General features: G+C 67.6%; 13 protein-coding genes and 1 tRNA gene. 6 read left to right on the forward strand and 8 right to left on the reverse strand.

Annotated elements, in window-relative coordinates:
- Positions 1-33: 33 nt before the first annotated feature.
- Genes O5K39_RS06710 through O5K39_RS06730 form a run of 5 tightly spaced genes read right to left on the reverse strand, consistent with a single transcriptional unit; the run spans position 34 to position 5476 of the window.
- Positions 34-999 carry a WD40 repeat domain-containing protein gene (locus tag O5K39_RS06710; RefSeq protein WP_271146501.1) on the reverse strand — a complete coding sequence of 322 codons (966 nt, stop codon included), beginning with the start codon at positions 997-999 and terminating at the stop codon, positions 34-36.
- Positions 996-2087, reverse strand: a complete 1092-nt coding sequence (locus O5K39_RS06715) for a GTP-binding protein (protein ID WP_271146502.1) — start codon at positions 2085-2087, stop codon at positions 996-998. The genes O5K39_RS06710 and O5K39_RS06715 overlap by 4 nt, the downstream gene beginning before the upstream one ends.
- Positions 2088-2127: 40 nt before the next feature.
- Positions 2128-3096, reverse strand: a complete 969-nt coding sequence (locus O5K39_RS06720; protein WP_271146503.1) for a cation diffusion facilitator family transporter — start codon at positions 3094-3096, stop codon at positions 2128-2130.
- A gap of 9 nt (positions 3097-3105) precedes the next feature.
- Complete coding sequence (locus O5K39_RS06725; protein WP_271146504.1) at positions 3106-3771, reverse strand: hypothetical protein; 666 nt, start codon at positions 3769-3771, stop codon at positions 3106-3108.
- Between the two features lie 49 nt (positions 3772-3820).
- A complete protein-coding gene (locus O5K39_RS06730) occupies positions 3821-5476 on the reverse strand; it encodes an amidohydrolase (RefSeq protein ID WP_271146505.1) in 1656 nt (551 codons plus the stop codon).
- 288 nt (positions 5477-5764) lie between these two features.
- Between O5K39_RS06730 and leuA the strand changes: the two genes are divergently transcribed.
- From leuA to O5K39_RS06750, 4 genes are all read left to right on the forward strand, one after another.
- Complete coding sequence (gene leuA / locus O5K39_RS06735; protein ID WP_271146506.1) at positions 5765-7435, forward strand: 2-isopropylmalate synthase; 1671 nt, start codon at positions 5765-5767, stop codon at positions 7433-7435.
- Positions 7436-7520: 85 nt separating this feature from the next.
- Positions 7521-8795: a multidrug effflux MFS transporter gene (locus O5K39_RS06740; RefSeq protein ID WP_271146507.1), complete on the forward strand. Its 1275-nt coding sequence runs from the start codon at positions 7521-7523 to the stop codon at positions 8793-8795.
- A gap of 53 nt (positions 8796-8848) precedes the next feature.
- Positions 8849-10816, forward strand: coding sequence for a M1 family metallopeptidase (locus O5K39_RS06745; RefSeq protein WP_271146508.1), 1968 nt, complete (start codon positions 8849-8851; stop codon positions 10814-10816).
- A 17-nt stretch (positions 10817-10833) separates the two neighbouring features.
- The gene (locus O5K39_RS06750) at positions 10834-11949 is read left to right on the forward strand and encodes a pectinesterase family protein (protein WP_271146509.1); all 1116 of its coding nucleotides are present in this window, start codon (positions 10834-10836) and stop codon (positions 11947-11949) included.
- Positions 11950-11952: 3 nt separating this feature from the next.
- On the opposite strand, the gene O5K39_RS06755 is transcribed toward O5K39_RS06750, so the two are convergent.
- A tRNA-Leu gene (locus O5K39_RS06755) sits at positions 11953-12037 on the reverse strand.
- Between the two features lie 104 nt (positions 12038-12141).
- On the opposite strand from O5K39_RS06755, the gene O5K39_RS06760 reads away from it, so the two are divergent.
- Complete coding sequence (locus O5K39_RS06760; RefSeq protein WP_271146510.1) at positions 12142-13107, forward strand: alpha-L-glutamate ligase; 966 nt, start codon at positions 12142-12144, stop codon at positions 13105-13107.
- The gene (locus O5K39_RS06765) at positions 13104-14147 is read left to right on the forward strand and encodes an LLM class flavin-dependent oxidoreductase (RefSeq protein ID WP_271146511.1); all 1044 of its coding nucleotides are present in this window, start codon (positions 13104-13106) and stop codon (positions 14145-14147) included. The genes O5K39_RS06760 and O5K39_RS06765 overlap by 4 nt, the downstream gene beginning before the upstream one ends.
- Here the strand turns inward: O5K39_RS06765 and O5K39_RS06770 are convergent.
- Positions 14134-15141 carry a fumarylacetoacetate hydrolase family protein gene (locus O5K39_RS06770; RefSeq protein ID WP_271146512.1) on the reverse strand — a complete coding sequence of 336 codons (1008 nt, stop codon included), beginning with the start codon at positions 15139-15141 and terminating at the stop codon, positions 14134-14136. The genes O5K39_RS06765 and O5K39_RS06770 overlap by 14 nt on opposite strands.
- Positions 15142-15201: 60 nt before the next feature.
- Positions 15202-15957 (reverse strand): hypothetical protein, encoded by a 756-nt coding sequence (locus O5K39_RS06775; RefSeq protein WP_271146513.1) that lies wholly within the window; start codon positions 15955-15957, stop codon positions 15202-15204.
- Positions 15958-16367: the final 410 nt, after the last annotated feature.

A 16367-nucleotide genomic window follows, 5' to 3' on the forward strand; every position in this document is an offset into this window, starting at 1 on the left:
GGCCAGAGCCGAGGATGAGGTGATTCGACCCGATCAGGCCTCTACGACACCGGCGTTTCCGTCCTCGTCGGCCCATGCGACGAGGCGGCCGTCGGGGGACAGGGCGAGGGCGGCGATCGGTGCGCCCCTGTCGGCCTTGACGAAGTTCAACCCCTGGCCGGCCGGATCGGCCCACCAGACCCGGCCATCGCTCAGGCCCGCTGCGAGAACGCCGTGCTTCGGCCGTGCCGCCACGAGGGTGACCAGACTGCCTTCGTCATAGCCGATCTCGGTGGCTTCCCGGCCCATGGGTCCGTTGGCGCCGATGAAGGGCCAGAGCACGGCGCCCTGGGCCCCCGAGGTGGCCATCAACTGGCCGTTCGACAGGAAGGCGACCGAGCGGACCTTGGACGGATAGCCGCCCATCCGCATGTCCTTGGAATCCTTGAGTCTCCAACCGTGCAGCTGGGCGTCCTGCATCATGGTGACGACGAAGTTTCCATCCGGAGAGAAGGCCACGCCGGTGTGGGACCCGGCCCATTTCAGCATCGTCGGCTTCTGCTTCTCGATCCGCGCGTACCACAGGGCGCAACCGCCGTAGGTCGAGGCGGCGATCCGCCGGCCCTTTGGGTCGAAGGCCACGCCGGACACGGTGCGCTCATGCGCATAGTCGCGGCGGAAGTAGACGTCGGTGGCATCGATGACCGACAGGGTCTTGCCCGAGGAAAAGGCGATCAGCTTCGATTCAGGCGAGGCGTCGATGGAATCGATCCACTGGCCGTTCACCGAGGTGGCCAGGACGCCGGCCTCGGTCTTTCGCGACCAGATCACCCGCCCGTCGTCGCCGCCCGTGACGACGCCGTCGCCCGAGGGGTGGACCGCAGCGCACAGGATGGCACCGTCGTGGACAGCGTTGTAACTGCCGTCCTCGAACCGCACCGATCCGTCGCCGAGCGTGAAGATGGCACCGGAGTTGTCGAACAGGGCGGCGGTGATCTGGGCGTCGAAGGTGAAGCTCACGCCGCGCAGGCCTCGAACCCGGCCTTCAGTGCCGCTTCGTCTAGGTCGCGGCCGATGAAGACGGCGCGGGACCAGCGGCGTTCGGTGGCACCCCATTCGCGCTGCAGGTCGCCTTCCAGGATCATGTGGACGGCCTGGAAGACCATGCGACGGTCCTCGCCCTGGACATCGATGATCCCCTTGGCGCGCAGGATGTTCTGACCCTGCTCGCCCAGCAATCGGTCGAGCCAGTTGGTGAACTTGACCCCGTTCAGCGGGCGATCGAGCGACAGGGACACGCCCTTGATGTCGTCGTTGTGGGCGTGGCCCCTGGCCCCGTGGTGATGGTCGCCATCGTGTCCATGGTCATGCCCGTGATCGTGGTCGTGATGATCGTGGCCGCAATGTTCGTCATGGACGTGGCCGACCTCGCCGTGGGCGGGGTTGGCGAACTCGGGGTTGATGTCGAGGATCCGCTCCAGGTCGAAGCCGCCGAGACCCAGGACCTGGTCCAGCGGCACGTTGGCACGTTCGGCGCGGGTGATGGGGGCCAGGGGGTTGAGTTTGCGCAGGCGCTGTTCGACGGCGATCAGTTCGGCCTCGGAGGCGAGGTCGGTCTTGTTGAGGATGATCCGGTCGGCGAAGGCGACCTGTTCGCGGGCCTCTTTCGAGTCATCCAGCCGGGCCATGACGTGTTTGGCGTCGACCAGGGCGGTGACGCTGTCGAGCTGGGTCTTGGCCTTGACGTCCTCGTCGACGAAGAAGGTCTGTGCGACCGGGCCGGGATCGGCCAGGCCGGTGGTCTCGACGATGATGGCGTCGAAGGCGGGCTTACCTGGGCGCTGGCGCTTCATCAGGCCGGCGACGACGCGGATCAGGTCGCCGCGCACCGTGCAGCAGACGCAGCCGTTGTTCATCTCGAACACGTCCTCGTCGGCCCCGACGACCAGGTCGTTGTCGATGCCGATCTCGCCGAACTCGTTGACGATGACGGCGTAACGCTTGCCGTGATCCTCGGTCAGGATGCGGTTCAGCAGGGTGGTCTTGCCTGCGCCGAGATAGCCGGTGAGGACGGTGACGGGGATCTTGGCGGCAACGGTGTCGGTCATGGGCCGCTAGATGGCGGCTTGGACCCAATTTGGGAAGGGGTCAGCAGTCTGGGCAATCGGCCATCGGCTCGTTTTCCAGCTGGAGCGTGGTGTGGCCGATGGAGAAGCGCTTCCGGGCCATGGCTTGGGCCTCGGCCAGCAGGATGCCGGTGTCGGCCCGGTCGTGAACCAGGTGGGCGGTCAGGGCGGTCTCGGTGGTCGACAAGCCCCAGACGTGCAGGTCATGGACCGCCGACACCCCGGGCAGGGCCAGGAAGGCGGCGCGGATGGCGGCGACATCGACCCCTCGCGGCGCGGCATCCAGGGCCAGGTTGACCGAATCCTTCAGCAGTCCCCAGGTCCCGACCAGGATCACGATGACGATGACGATCGACACCAGCGGATCGAGGATCGACCAGCCGCTGAAAAGGATGATCGCCCCGGAGATCACCACGCCGATCGAGACGGCGGCGTCCGCCATCATGTGCAGATAGGCCCCACGCGCGTTGAGGTCCGAATGCTGATCCCGCATGAACAGTAGCGCCGTGCCCAGGTTGATGACGAAGCCGATGCCGGCCACGATCATGACGACGCCGGACTGGACAGGCGCGGGATCGGCCAGGCGCTGAACAGCCTCAAAGGCGATGGCTCCACAGGCGAAGATCAGCAGCAGGGCATTGGCCAGAGCGGCCAGGACGGTGGCCTTGCCGAAGCCGTAGGTGAGCTGTTGGCCCGCCGCGCGTCTGGCCAGGACGGCGGCGCCCCCGGCCATGGCCAGACCGAGCACATCGGACAGATTGTGGCCCGCGTCGGCCATCAAGGCGGTCGAACCGCTGTAGATCCCCGCGCCGAACTCACAGGCCACGAAGGCCAGGTTGACGATCAGCCCGACGGCATAGCGCCAGTCGCCGGTATCGACCGGCCCATGGGCGTGGCCGTGGTGGCCGTGGCCCGCGTGGGAATGGCCGTGGTCGTGACCATGATGTCCATGGTCATGGTCGTGATGGGCGTGGTCATGGGGGGAGGCCATGTCTGACCCTTAGTGCTGATGCAGCACGACGAGAAGGCCGATCCCGATCAGGGCGAGGCCCAGGATGGCACCTTCGTAGCGAACCCATCGCTCAAGCCGCAGCACCGAGGCCCCTGCGCGAGCCAGGGTTGTGAACAGGCCCATGCCGAGCAGCGTTCCCGCCAGAAAGGCCAGGGTCAGCAGGGACAGGGCGAAAATCCCCTCCTGCGCTGAGGACATATAGATCGGCAGCAGCACCTCGCCCGGCGACACCGCCAGCATGACGACCAGTCCCCAGAAGGCTGCGGCGTGGGAGACGGTGGGTTCGGATAGCTCAAGTGTCGGGCCGTCGGCGGTGAGGGGCGCGGGGCGGCGCACGACCGCCCGGATCAGGTAGAAGGTCCCGAAGGCGAACAACAGAATGGCCGACAGGTTGGGCAGTATGCCGGCGACCAGCTGATCCAGGGCCAGGCCCGCCGCGACGATCAGGCCGCCGACGACGGCGGTGGAGGCGATGTGGGCGACCCCTGCGGCACCGACGGAGGCCAGGGTCCGGGTCAGGGTCCAGCGCTGTGCCCGGCCGACCAGGACGAACGGCAGCCAGTGGGTCGGAAGCGCGGCGTGCAGAAACGCCGCCACAAAACCGCCGCCCAGCAGCGACAGCAGCACATCCAGTTCAAGATCAGGCGACGACATCGCCGATCCTGTAGCGTGTTACTTTATAACGGTCGAGTGGTTTTTGTGGTCACGGTCGGCGGTACACCACCTTGCCGTCCACGATGGTCAGGACGGCGTGGCCCTTGGGGATATCCGCTTCGGGGACCGTCATCAGGTCGATGTCGAAGGCGGTGAAGTCGGCGCGCTTGCCGACCTCGATGGTGCCCAGTTCCTTTTCGCGGAAGCTGGCGTAGGCGGGGGCGGTGGTGAACATGGCCAGCGCCTGCTGGCGCGACACCGCCTCGGCCGGTCGCCAGTCGGGACCCTGGAAGCCGTCGAGGTCTCGGCGGGTCACGGCGGCGTAGAACTCGATCAGGGGATCGCCGCGTTCGACCGGGGCGTCCGAGCCGCCGACCACCACGACATTCCAGTCCAGCAGGCTGCGCCAGGCATAGGCACCGTCCAGTCGGGCGTCGCCGAGCCGGGCCGGGGCGAAGTGGAAGTCGCCGATCGCGTGGCTGGGCTGCATCGAGGCGATGACGTTCAGGGCGGCGAAGCGGCGCTCGTCCGAGGGGCGCATGATCTGGGCGTGCTCGATACGCCAGCGGTGATCGCGAATGGCGGGCGTCTCGCCGTTCACATTCATCATGGCGTCCAGATACCAGTCGAGCACCAGCGAATTGCCCCGGTCGCCGATGGCGTGGGTGGCGACCTGGATCCCCGAGCGAAAAGCCTGTTCGTACAGGGGGGTGATCTCGGCCGCTGAGGTCTGGAGCAGGCCCGAGGTGTGGGGATCGTCGGAATAGGGCTCGAACAGGGCCGCGCCGCGCGATCCGAGGGCACCGTCGACGTAGAATTTGATCGCGCGGGTGATGACGCGGCCGTCGGCGACGCTGCGGGGACCGGAGGCGATCAGGGCCTGGGCCCCGTCGGGGGTGACGGAGTTGTAGACGCGTATCGGGGCCTCGCCGGCTTCGGCCATCGTCTCCAGCAGGGGGATGTCCTTCCAGGGCGCGCTCATGAAATGGACGCCGGTCCAGCCATAGGCGGCCTCGACCCGGAACCCGGCGCGGTAGGCGTCGCGCAGGGCTTCGGGGTCCGCCTGGGGCCGCAGGGTCTCAACGAGGTCCATGGCGGCGTCGAGCAGGAAGCCGGTGGGCTTGCCAGAAGCATCCCGGGCGATCTCGCCGCCAGAGGGGGCCTGGGTGCTCGCATCGATCCCGGCGGCGGCAAGCGCCGCAGACGAAGCCGTGACGGCGTGACCGTCGGCGCGGCCCAGCAGGACGACCCGGCCAGGAGCGGCGGCGTCGAGGTCGGCGGCGGTCAGGAAGCGCGGGCCATTGGCACTCTCAGGCCAGCGGGTCTCGATCCAGCCGCGGCCGATGATGGGGCCGGTCGGGTGGGCCCGGGCCCATGCGGTTAGTTTCGCCATGGCCTCTGCGAGGGAAGCGGAGCCCTCGAGATTCAGGGTCAGTTCGCGCCAGCCGATGCCGTCCAGATGAGCATGGCCGTCGGTGAAACCGGGGAACAGGGTGGCACCTTTCAGGTCGATCTCCTGAAGCGCATCGCGGGTCACCCCGGGATCCTCGCCGACATAGTCGATGATGCCGCCACGGACGATGACGACCTCGGGGCTGGGGGCGTTGGCGACCCCGGTGTTGATCGTGCCGCCCCGGATGATCAGGTTCTGCGCGGCGGCCGGGCCGGCGGCGAGCAGGGCGGCGAGGATGAGGAGAGATTTCATGGCCGGTATCGGTGGTCGGTGGACGAGAAGAGGTCAAGCGTGATCCTTCTCCCCTTGCGGGAGAAGGAAAGAAGCGTGTTGCGCATTTTTGATGCGCCGAGGTCCAAAGCGCGCTAGGTGGCGGGCATGGATCGTTCCGTTTCGTCCGTTCTGACGCCTGCGCAACGCCTTTCGGCACTTGCGGACCTGCGACTTATGGACGGCCTCCGGGGCTGACGGCGACCCGGCGGCGGCATTCAGCCACTTCGCTTTTCCACACACGAACATCCAGATGAAGGAGCCGCGCCGATGCTGCGCGATCCATCCGTAAAATACCGCCCGTTCCCGCAGGTGGATATCCCCGACCGAACCTGGCCGTCCAAGACCATCACCAAGGCGCCGCGCTGGCTGTCGACCGACATGCGTGACGGCAACCAGGCCCTGATCGACCCGATGAACGCCGAGAAGAAGCAGCGCTTCTTCGATCTGCTGGTGAAGATCGGGATCAAGGAGATCGAGGTCGGGTTTCCCTCGGCCGGGGCGACCGAGTTCGATTTCATCCGCGGGCTGGTCGATCGCGCAGCCATCCCCGACGACGTCATGCCCCAGGTCCTGACCCAGGCGCGGGCCGACCTGATCCAGACCACTTTCGACAGCCTGGACGGTGCCAAGCAGGCCGTGGTCCACGTCTATAACGCCGTGTCGCCGGCGTGGCGGCGCATCGTGTTCGGTCTGGAGCGGCCCGACATCAAGGGCATCGCGGTGCAGGCGGCCAAATGGTTGAGGGATCAGGCTTCGGATCGTCCGAACACGGACTGGCGGTTTGAATACAGCCCCGAGACCTTCTCGACCGCCGAACTGGATTTCTCGCTGGAGTGCTGCGAGGCGGTGATGGACGTGCTGCAGCCGACGCCGGATCGGCCGCTGATCCTGAACCTGCCGGCGACGGTCGAATGCGCCAGCCCCAACGTCTATGCCGACCAGATCGAATGGATGTGCCGCAACGTCTCGCGCCGCGACAGCGTCATCATCTCGGTGCATCCGCACAACGACCGGGGCACGGGGGTGGCAGCCGCCGAGCTGTCGGTCATGGCCGGTGCCGACCGGGTCGAGGGCTGTCTGTTCGGCAATGGCGAGCGGACCGGCAATGTCGATCTGGTGACCCTGGCGCTCAATCTCTACACCCAGGGCGTCGATCCGGAGCTGGACTTTTCCGACATCGGCGAGGTCGTGCGCACGGTCGAATACTGCAACCAGCTGCCGGTCCATCCCCGGCATCCTTATGCGGGCGAGCTGGTGTTCACAGCCTTTTCCGGCAGTCATCAGGACGCGATCAAGAAGGGGTTCGCGGCGCAGGCGACGCGCAACGACCAGATGTGGGACGTACCCTATCTGCCCATCGATCCGGCCGATATCGGCTGTTCCTATGAGGCGGTGATCCGGGTCAACTCCCAGTCGGGGAAGGGCGGGGTGGCCTGGATCCTGGAGCAGGATCAGGGTCTGAAACTGCCCAAGCGGCTGCAGGCCGACTTCTCGCGGCCGGTGCAGACCCTGGCGGACACGCTGGGGCGCGAACTGAACGCGGCGGACATCTGGGCGGCGTTCCAGAGCGCCTATCACCTGACCGGCGATCGGCCCCTGCGCCTGATCGACTATCAGGAGACGGCGGTGGCGGGCGGCGGGCGGACCTTCTCCGGCCGGATCACCCTGGACGGCGAGGAACGTCATGTGTCGGGGCGCGGCAACGGCTTGTTGTCCAGCGTGCTGGACGCCCTGAAGGAGGCGATAGGGCTGGATCTCGACATCGCCGACTATCAGGAGCACGCCATCGGCCAGGGCTCTGACGTGAAGGCGGCGGCCTATGTCGAGGCGCGCACCGGCGACGGGCGGACCGTGTTCGGGGTCGGGATCGATGCCGACGTGGCCACGGCCTCGGTCAAGGCGGTGCTGTCCGCAGCGATCACGGCACGCGTCAACTGATCGTTGATCACATGATGCTGCAATGCAGCAGAAAACTGATCTGCCAAGGTTGCAGAGGCCGGATGTCGGGTCCAATTGACGCCCCATGACCGCAGCCCCGATCGAAGCGCCCGTTGTTCAGAAGCCCGGGTTCGTCGAGTTCGTCTGCCTGATCGCCCTGATGATGGCGCTGAATGCGCTGGCTATCGACGCCATGCTGCCGGCCCTGCCCGACATCGGCGCGGCCTTGGGGGTCGAGAATCCGAACAGCCGGCAGTGGGTCGTGACCGCCTATCTGCTCGGCTTCGGCGGAGCGCAACTGATCTATGGGCCGCTTTCCGACCGGTTCGGCCGAAAGCCCATCCTGCTGGTGGGCGTCGGCGTCTATGTGCTGTTCAGTGTCGTGGCCATGCTGGCCCCGACGTTCGAGACCCTGATTCTGGCCCGGATCGGCCAGGGCATGGGGTCGGCCGCGACGCGGGTGCTGGCGGTTTCGATCGTGCGCGACCGGTTCAGCGGACGGACCATGGCGCGGGTCATGTCGCTGAGCTTTCTGGTCTTCCTCGGCGTGCCGATCATCGCGCCGTCGCTGGGCCAGCTGATCCTGCTGGTCGCGCCGTGGGAGGGCATCTTCGGCGTCCTGGCCTTTGCCGGGGTGGCCCTGCTCATCTGGGCGACGTTGCGCCTGCCAGAGACCCTGAAGCCCGAGGATCGCCTGCCGATCCAGTTCGGCCGGGTGGCGGGTGCCTTTGGCCAGGTCATCACCAACCGCATCTCGCTGGGCTACACCCTGGCGATCACCGCGATCACGGGGGCCCTGTTCGGCTTCATCAACTCGGCGCAGCAGATCTTCTTTGATGTGTTCGAGGCACCCGCCCTGTTCACCACCATCTTCGCGGCCATCGCCGGCGGCATCGCCGTGGCGGCCATCCTGAACGCCCGGCTGGTCGAGCGGTTGGGGTCGCGTCTGATCGGCCATTCCGCCCTGATCGGCTTTACCACCATGTCGGCGATCCACGCCCTGGTCGCCCTGTCCGGGCATGAAACGATCTGGACCTTTGCCGTGCTCCAGACCCTGACCATGTTCTGCTTCGGCCTGATCGCCGGGAATTTCGGGTCGATGGCGATGGAGCCGATGGGCCATATCGCCGGCACGGCGTCGTCGCTCCAGGGCTTCTTCTCGACCATCGTCGGGTCGCTGACCGGCTTTGCCATCGGCCAGGCGTTCAACGGATCGACCGTTCCGATGACGCTGGGGTTTGCGTCCTGCGGCCTGCTGGCCCTGTGCGCCGTCCTGTTCGCCGAACGCGGCCGATTGTTCGTGGCGCGCAATGCCAAGCCGGCTGCGGGTCTCGGCGAGAGGCCGTCGCCCGCCTCTTGATCTTTGACGACGAACGGGTCTGAGGTCTGCGCCGTAGTTTATCGGAGCATTCCATGTTGCCTCGTGCCGCCGGCCTCGTCTCTGCCCTCGCCCTGACCGCCGCCCTTTCGGTCTCCCTGGCCGCGTGCCAGCAGCCGGAGGTGAAGTCCGACATGCCGCCGCTGCCGGCCTCCGCGACCGCCCCGGTCGTGTATCCGAAGGATGTTCACTCCTACGCCCAGCCTCAGGTCGCGCGGGTCAAGCATGTCGCACTGGATCTGACCGCCGACTTCGCCACCAAGACCCTGTCGGGCACGGCGACCCTGGACGTCACGGCCGAGCCAGGCGCGACCCAGGTCATCCTCGACACCCGCAACCTGGACATCCGATCGGTCAAGGATGCCGAAGGCAAGCCGCTGGCCTTTGCGCTCGGCACCGCCGACCCGATCCTGGGCCAACCCCTGACCGTCACCCTGCCGACCTTCACGCCCGGACAGGTCATCAAGATCGTCGTCGATTACGCTACCCGGCCCGACGCGGCGGCCCTGCAATGGCTGACCCCGGCCCAGACGGCGGGCGGCCAGCAGCCCTTCCTGTTCAGCCAGGGCCAGGCCATCCTGACCCGCACCTGGGTCCCGACCCAGGACAGCCCCGGCATCCGCCAGACCTATTCCGCGAAGATCACGGTCCCCGAGGCGCTGAAGGCGGTGATGAGCGCCGAGATGCTGACGCCGGACGGGGAGAAGGCGGCCGACGGCACGCATGCCTATCGCTTCCGCATGACCAATCCGGTGCCGCCCTATCTGATCGCGCTGGCGGTCGGCGACCTGGCCTTCGCGTCGGAAGACGGGCGTACCGGCGTCTGGACCGAGCCCAGCCGTCTCGCTGCAGCCAAGGCCGAGTTCGCCGAGGTCGGCCAGATGGTGACGGCGGCGGAAGGGCTTTACGGCCCCTATGCCTGGGGTCGCTACGACCTGCTGATCCTGCCGCCGTCCTTCCCGTTCGGCGGGATGGAGAACCCGCGCCTGACCTTCGCGACGCCGACGGTGATCGCGGGCGACAAGTCGCTGGTCAGTCTGGTCGCGCACGAACTGGCGCATTCGTGGTCCGGCAATCTGGTGACCAATGCGACCTGGAACGAGTTCTGGCTGAATGAGGGCTTCACCACCTATTTCCAGAACCGGATCATGGAGGCGGTCTATGGCAACGACCGCGCCCAGCAGGAGCGGGTGCTGGGCTGGGATTCGCTCCAGGCCGAGCTGAAGAGCCTGCCCGAGCTGGACACCCGGCTTCACCTCGACCTGGCCGGGCGCGATCCCGACGAGGGCATGACCGACATCGCCTATGAGAAGGGCGCGGCCTTCCTGGAGACCATCGAACGGATCGTCGGGCGCGAGCGGTTCGACGCCTGGCTGAAGGGCTATTTCGAGCGCAACGCCTTCCGCCCCATGACCTCGGCCCTGTTCCTCAAGGACATCCGCGATCATCTGGTGAAGGGGGACGGGGCGCTGGATGCGCGGCTGAAGCTGGACGAATGGGTCTATCAGCCCGGCCTGCCCGACAATGCCGTGGCCCCGACCTCGAACGCCTTCACGGCGGTGGACACGGCGGCCAGGGCCTTCTTCGCCGATCGCGGCCCGGCCTCGGCCATCCCCTGGAGCGGCTGGAACACCCAGCAGCGGCAGCGTTTCCTCGGCTGGCGTCCGGCCAACCTGCGCGACGGTGCGGACTGGCTGACAAACCAGCAGCTGGCCGACCTGGAGAAGACTCTGAATCTGGCCAACGAGGGCAATTCGGAAGTCTTGTTCGGCTGGCTCCAGATCGCCATCGCCCACCGCTACCAGGCCGCCGTGCCCAAGCTGACCCAGTTCCTGACCTCCATGGGCCGCCGAAAGTTCGTCCTGCCGCTGTTCACCAGCCTGTGGGCCGAAGGCGACTGGGGCCGCCCCTTGGCGACGTCGATCTATGCGCGGGCCCGGCCGGGGTATCACCCGGTGACCACGGGATCGGTCGATGCGCTGGTGGGGCGGCCGGCGGCCTGACGCGAGGCCTCGCGGTGATGGCGCCGGTCCTGACCCGTCGTCGGCTGTCGGCCGGTCTGGTGGCGCTGGCCGCAGCGCCTGGGCTGGCGGTCGCCGACGTCGGGCCCGGCTATCAGGCCGAGGTGCTGGCTGAGGGCGTGCGGCCTGTTTCGGGGGCACCGACCTACGCGACCCTCGCCGCCGCCGTCGCCGCCGCGCCGGTCAGCGGAACCGCGCCGTTCCGGATTCTGATCCGGCGCAGCGTGATCAACGAACAGGTCGTGATCGACAGGCCCTTCGTCCATCTGGTCGGGGAGGACCGCGCAGGAACCGTCATCAGCCATCTGGCCGCATCGGGTCTGACGGCGCCCGACGGGCGCAACTGGGGCACGACGCGAACGCCGACCCTGACGGTTCGCGCACCGGGATTTCGAGCCGAGCGGCTGACGATCGCCAATGCCTTCGACGGCTTGGCCGAGATGACGCGTCCCGGCGGTCTGCGGTCGCACGACGGGGCCGGACCGCAGGCCGTGGCCCTGATGCTGGCGGAAGGGTCGGACCGCGCCGTGATCAGCGACTGCGACATCCTGGGCTATCAGGACACCCTGTTCGCGGACGCCGGGACGGCCCTGTTCGACCGATGCCGGATCAGCGGCAGTTATGACTTCATCTTCGGGGCCGGCCGGATCTGGTTCGAGGGTTGCGAGATCCGCTCACGACCCCGGCCCGTCGATCCAGTGGATGGCTATGTCACCGCCCCCAGCACGCCTCTGGACCAGCCGTTCGGCCTTGTGTTCCACCGATGCCGTCTGACGCGGGAGCACGGAACGGCGCGGCATTCGGTTTATCTCGGTCGGCCCTGGCGACCAACGAAGACGTTTCCGGACGGCCGCTACGGCGATCCCGATCGGGTCGGAGCCGCCACCTTCCTCGACTGCTGGATGGACGACCACATCGCGCCGGACGGCTTCACCGAGATGTGGCACACCGGCCGTGACGGCAATCCACGCACGATGTTGCAGCCGGAGGACGCGCGGTTCGCGACCCACGGCTCGCTGGGGCCGGGTGCAGGGGCCTTCCCGCGAGGGGCGGCGCTGACTCGCGCGCAGGCCGCCGCGATCACTCGCGTGGCGGTCGTCGGCTCATTGTTCTGAGAGTGGTGCCCCGGGCCGGGGTCGAACCGGCACTCCTTTCGGAACCGGATTTTGAGTCCGGCGCGTCTACCAGTTCCACCACCGGGGCCCGCGTGAAGTGTTCTTAGTGGGCTGGCGCGTGTTGCGCTACTTAGGCCGTGGAATTTTTGCGCAGCCCTTGCGTTCCATTGGGGTGTAACGCATCTGGCCCCTATGTCCGACGCGTCCAGCCTGCCCGATCTCGCCATCGTCTATGAGCATCCCGAATGGTTCGTGCCGTTGTTCGCGGCGTTGGACCGGCGCGGAGTCTCCTATGTGAAGGTCCCGCTGGCGGAGCACACCTTCGATCCGGCGGCCAGTCCGGCACCGGCGAAAGTGGTCTTCTCCAGAGTGGCGATGTCGTCCTTCCTGCGCGACCCGGAACATCCGATCTTCTACGCCCAGAGCCTGTTCGAGCACTGGGGGGGGCAGGGGACGCGGGTGGTCAACGCTTCGGCCCTGCCGATCGATACGTCCAAGGCACGGCAGTTGTCGCTGATCGCGCGGCTGGGGCTGAAGGGGCCGGTGACGCGGGCGGCGCACCGTCAGGCCGACCTGCCCAAGGCCGCCGAGGGTCTGCGGTTTCCGGTCCTGGTCAAGGCCGACATCGGCGGGGCGGGCACCGGGATCGTCCGCTATGAGACGCCGGAGGACCTTGCGGTCGCGGCGGGCGAGGGCTGGTGTCCGGCCGGGGTCAACGGCATCTCTCTGGTGCAGGAGTACGCCCCGCGTCGGGACGGCAAGGTGACGCGGGTCGAGACCCTCGGCGGCAGATTCCTCTATGCGCTGGATGTCGAGAGCCCCGGCGACGCCTTCGATCTGTGCCCCGCCGACGCCTGTCTGGTGCGGCCCGGCGCGCCGACCTTGACCATGACGCGGGTGACGCCACCGGACGAGATCATCGCGGCGGCGGAGTTGATCGCGGCGGAGGGGCGGCTGGAGATCGGGTCGGTCGAATATCTGATCGACGACCGCGACGGGTCGGTGTTGTTCTACGACATCAACGCCCTGTCGAACTTCGTGGCCAAACCCTTGGAGGTTCTGGGGTTCGAGCCTCATGACGTGCTGGTCGACTGGCTGATGGCCATCGTGGCGGAAGAGGCGGCCAAGGTCGCGGTCAACGGGAAGGCGGCGGCATGAAGTACGGATACTGGGCTCCCGTCTTCGGCGGCTGGCTGAGGAACACCAACGACGAGCCCCAGGCGTCGTGGGAGCATCTGAAGGGGATCGTCACCCGGTCCGAGGACCTGGGGTACGACCTGACCCTGATCGCCGAGCTGAACCTGAACGACATCCAAGGGATTCAAGCGCCGGCGCTGGACGCCTGGTCGAGCGCGGCGGCGCTGGCGGCGATCACCTCGACGATCGAGCTGATGGTGGCGGTGCGGCCGAACTTTCACCAGCCGGCCCTGTTCGCCAAACAGGCGGCCAACATCGACCGGATCTCGAACGGTCGGCTGGCTCTGAACGTCGTCTCGTCCTGGTGGGCCAAGGAGGCCGAGAGCTATGGCCTGCAGTTCGATCAGCACGACGACCGCTATGCCCGGACGACCGAGTGGCTCCAGGTGCTGGACCGGTTGTGGACCGATCCGTCCACGGATTTCGCGGGCGATTTCTACACGTTGAAGGACGCGATCGTGGAGCCCAAGCCGGTGTCGACGCCGGAGCGGCCGCGTCCGGTCATCTATGCCGGCGGCGAGTCGGAGGCGGCCAAGACGCTGATCGCCCGATACTGCGACGCCTATGTCATGCACGGCGACGAACCGGCCGTGATCGCCGACAAGATCGCCAACATGAGGCGGCGGCGCGAGGCGTTCGGCCTGCCGCCGATGCAATACGGCATGGCGGGATACTCGATCGTTCGGGACTCGCGGGCCGAGGCCGAGGCGGAACTGGCACGGATCACGACCATCCCTGGCCTGGCCAATGGGTCGCCGCCGGCGGGGTTCGCGAACTTCGACCAGTGGCTGTCGGGAACCCAGCTGGAGCGGGAGCTGAAGATTCGCGAATACTCGGTGTCGAACCGAGGCCTTCGCCCCGGCTTCGTCGGCACGCCCGAGACCGTCCGTGAGCGGATGGACGAATTCGAGGCGGCGGGGCTCGACCTGGTCCTGCTTCAGATGTCGCCTCAGGCCGAGGAGATGGAGCGGTTTTCGGCGCAGGTGATCAGGCCGAACTGACCGTCTGTTCGATGGCGCCGAAGATCGAGTGGTGTTTGTCGTCCAGCATCTCGATGCGGACGGTGTCGCCGTGTTTGAGGAAGGGGGTGCTCGGCGCACCGGTCTGGATGGTCTCGACCGTGCGGACCTCGGCGATGCAGGAATAGCCGAGGCCGCCGGCGGACACCGGCCGGCCGGGGCCACCGTCGGTGCCCTTGTTCGACACGGTGCCGGAGCCGATGACGGTGCCTGCGGTCAGGCTGCGCGTTTTGGCCAGGTGGGCGATCAGGGTGCCGAAGTCGAAGGTCATGTCGACGCCGGCGTCGGCCTTGCCGAAGTCCTGGCCGTTCAGCTGGACGGTCAGTTCGCCGTGCAGCTTGCCGTCCTTCCAGCGGTCGCCGAGCGCGTCGGGCGTGACGAAGACGGGAGACAGGGCGGAGGCGGGCTTGGACTGGACGAAGCCGAAGCCCTTGGCCAGTTCGGCGGGGATCAGGTTGCGCAAGCTGACGTCGTTGACCAGGCCGACCAGACGGATGTGGTCGAGCGCCTCGGTCGCCGAGACGCCTTGGGGCACGTCGCCGGTGACGACGACGACCTCGGCCTCCAGGTCGCAGCCCCAGCTTTCGTCGGCGAGCGGGATGGGATCGCGGGGGCTGAGGAAGGCGTCGGAGCCGCCCTGATACATCAGGGGATCGGTCCAGAAGCTGTCGGGCATCTCGGCACCGCGGGCTTTCCGCACCAGTTCCACGTGGTTCACATAGGCCGAACCGTCCGCCCACTGATAGGCGCGGGGCAGGGGGGAGGCGGCGTCGTGTTCGTGGAACCGGCCGCGCGGAACGGCTCCGTGCTCCAGGCTCTCGGCCAGGGCCCGCAGATGGGGCTCGCACCGCTCCCAGTCGTCGAGCGCGGCCTGGAGACTGGGCGCGATCAGGAAGGCGTCGGTGAACCAGTGCAGGTCATTGGAGACGACGACGAGGCGACCGTCACGGCCGTGCTTGAGCGAGGCGAGTTTCATGGGCGGAAGGCTAGACCCGTTTTCGGGGCGGGGGAACCGGTCCGTTCGGGTGATCGACGATCATTTGCCGGGCCGGGGCCGCTCCCAGACCCGCTCGCCAGACGACGACGACGGCGGCGGGGCGGTGGTCAGCTGTTTCCTGGCCTCGCGCAGATCCTTGAGGCGGGCGGGCTTGTCGCTCCAGTAGTCGGACAGGTCGTGGACGGCGGTGCGGACGGCGGCCAGCTGGGCCTTGGCGTCCAGGGGTTTGGTGTGGGCGTGGCCATGGCCGCCCCCGTGTCCCGTGCCGTGCCCCTGAGCCGGATGAGCGTCCGCATGGGGATCGGGGGCAGCGCCTTCGGCGGGGGCGGCGTGGGTGTTCAGGACGACGCTGCGGGCGTTGATGGTGACCTTGTTGACGCCGGTGTGGGGGTCGGCGGGGTGGTCCTTGTCGGGTTCGTGGTCGGCAGGGCCATGGCCGTCGAGCGCCTGGGTCAGGGCCTCGTGCGGGCCACCCAGACCGTGACCGATGCGCAGGACGGCCCCCAGCCGATCTTCGAGCACGGTGTTCAGGTGACGGGCGGTGATCATGACCGAGTCGCGCGGTGCGCCGGCGGCAGCGGTGACGGCTTTCTTCACCGCGTCATAGATGGCCTGGCTGGGGTCGTCGCCGTCGCTCTTGCGCCGTCCGATCCACCAGCCGAACAGGCCGGCGAGGACCAACAGCAGGGCCACGGCCAGCAGCAGCAGGGGCGACAGGGTGAACAGGACGCCGCCGTCCTGGGGCTCATAGAAGCCGTCGACGGACTGGAACTCGCTCGGACTGGGCAATGACACTCTGGCGATCCCCTCACGCAGGCCGGGCCATCATGGCGCCACGGCTGCGCTTGGCAATGAAAAGGTTAACGCGGTTCGGTGAAAGCTTTTACGCCGGGGGCGCGAGGATGCGTTCGTCCGCCACTTCCCGAATCGACCTTGGCTTCGCCACGTCGTCCGGAGAGGACGTGATTCGGCAGACTCCCGCCGCGCAGCGTCGGGAGGTGGAAAAGGCCGGCGGAGCGTCCGGGCCTTCGCCCGGAATAGGGGTAGTGATTACCGTTTCGGCGAAAGACGAACGCTCCGCGTGCGTGGTTTTCGCAGGAGCTGTACGGCTCGATCGCTCGAACCAGCGGGGGTGTTAACCCCTTGCCGCTACCGCGCCCCCGGCGGGAAGGTGACGCCCTTGCGACGTCATCCCCTGAACGATC

The organism is Brevundimonas sp. NIBR10, assembly GCF_027912515.1.
Classification (GTDB): domain Bacteria; phylum Pseudomonadota; class Alphaproteobacteria; order Caulobacterales; family Caulobacteraceae; genus Brevundimonas.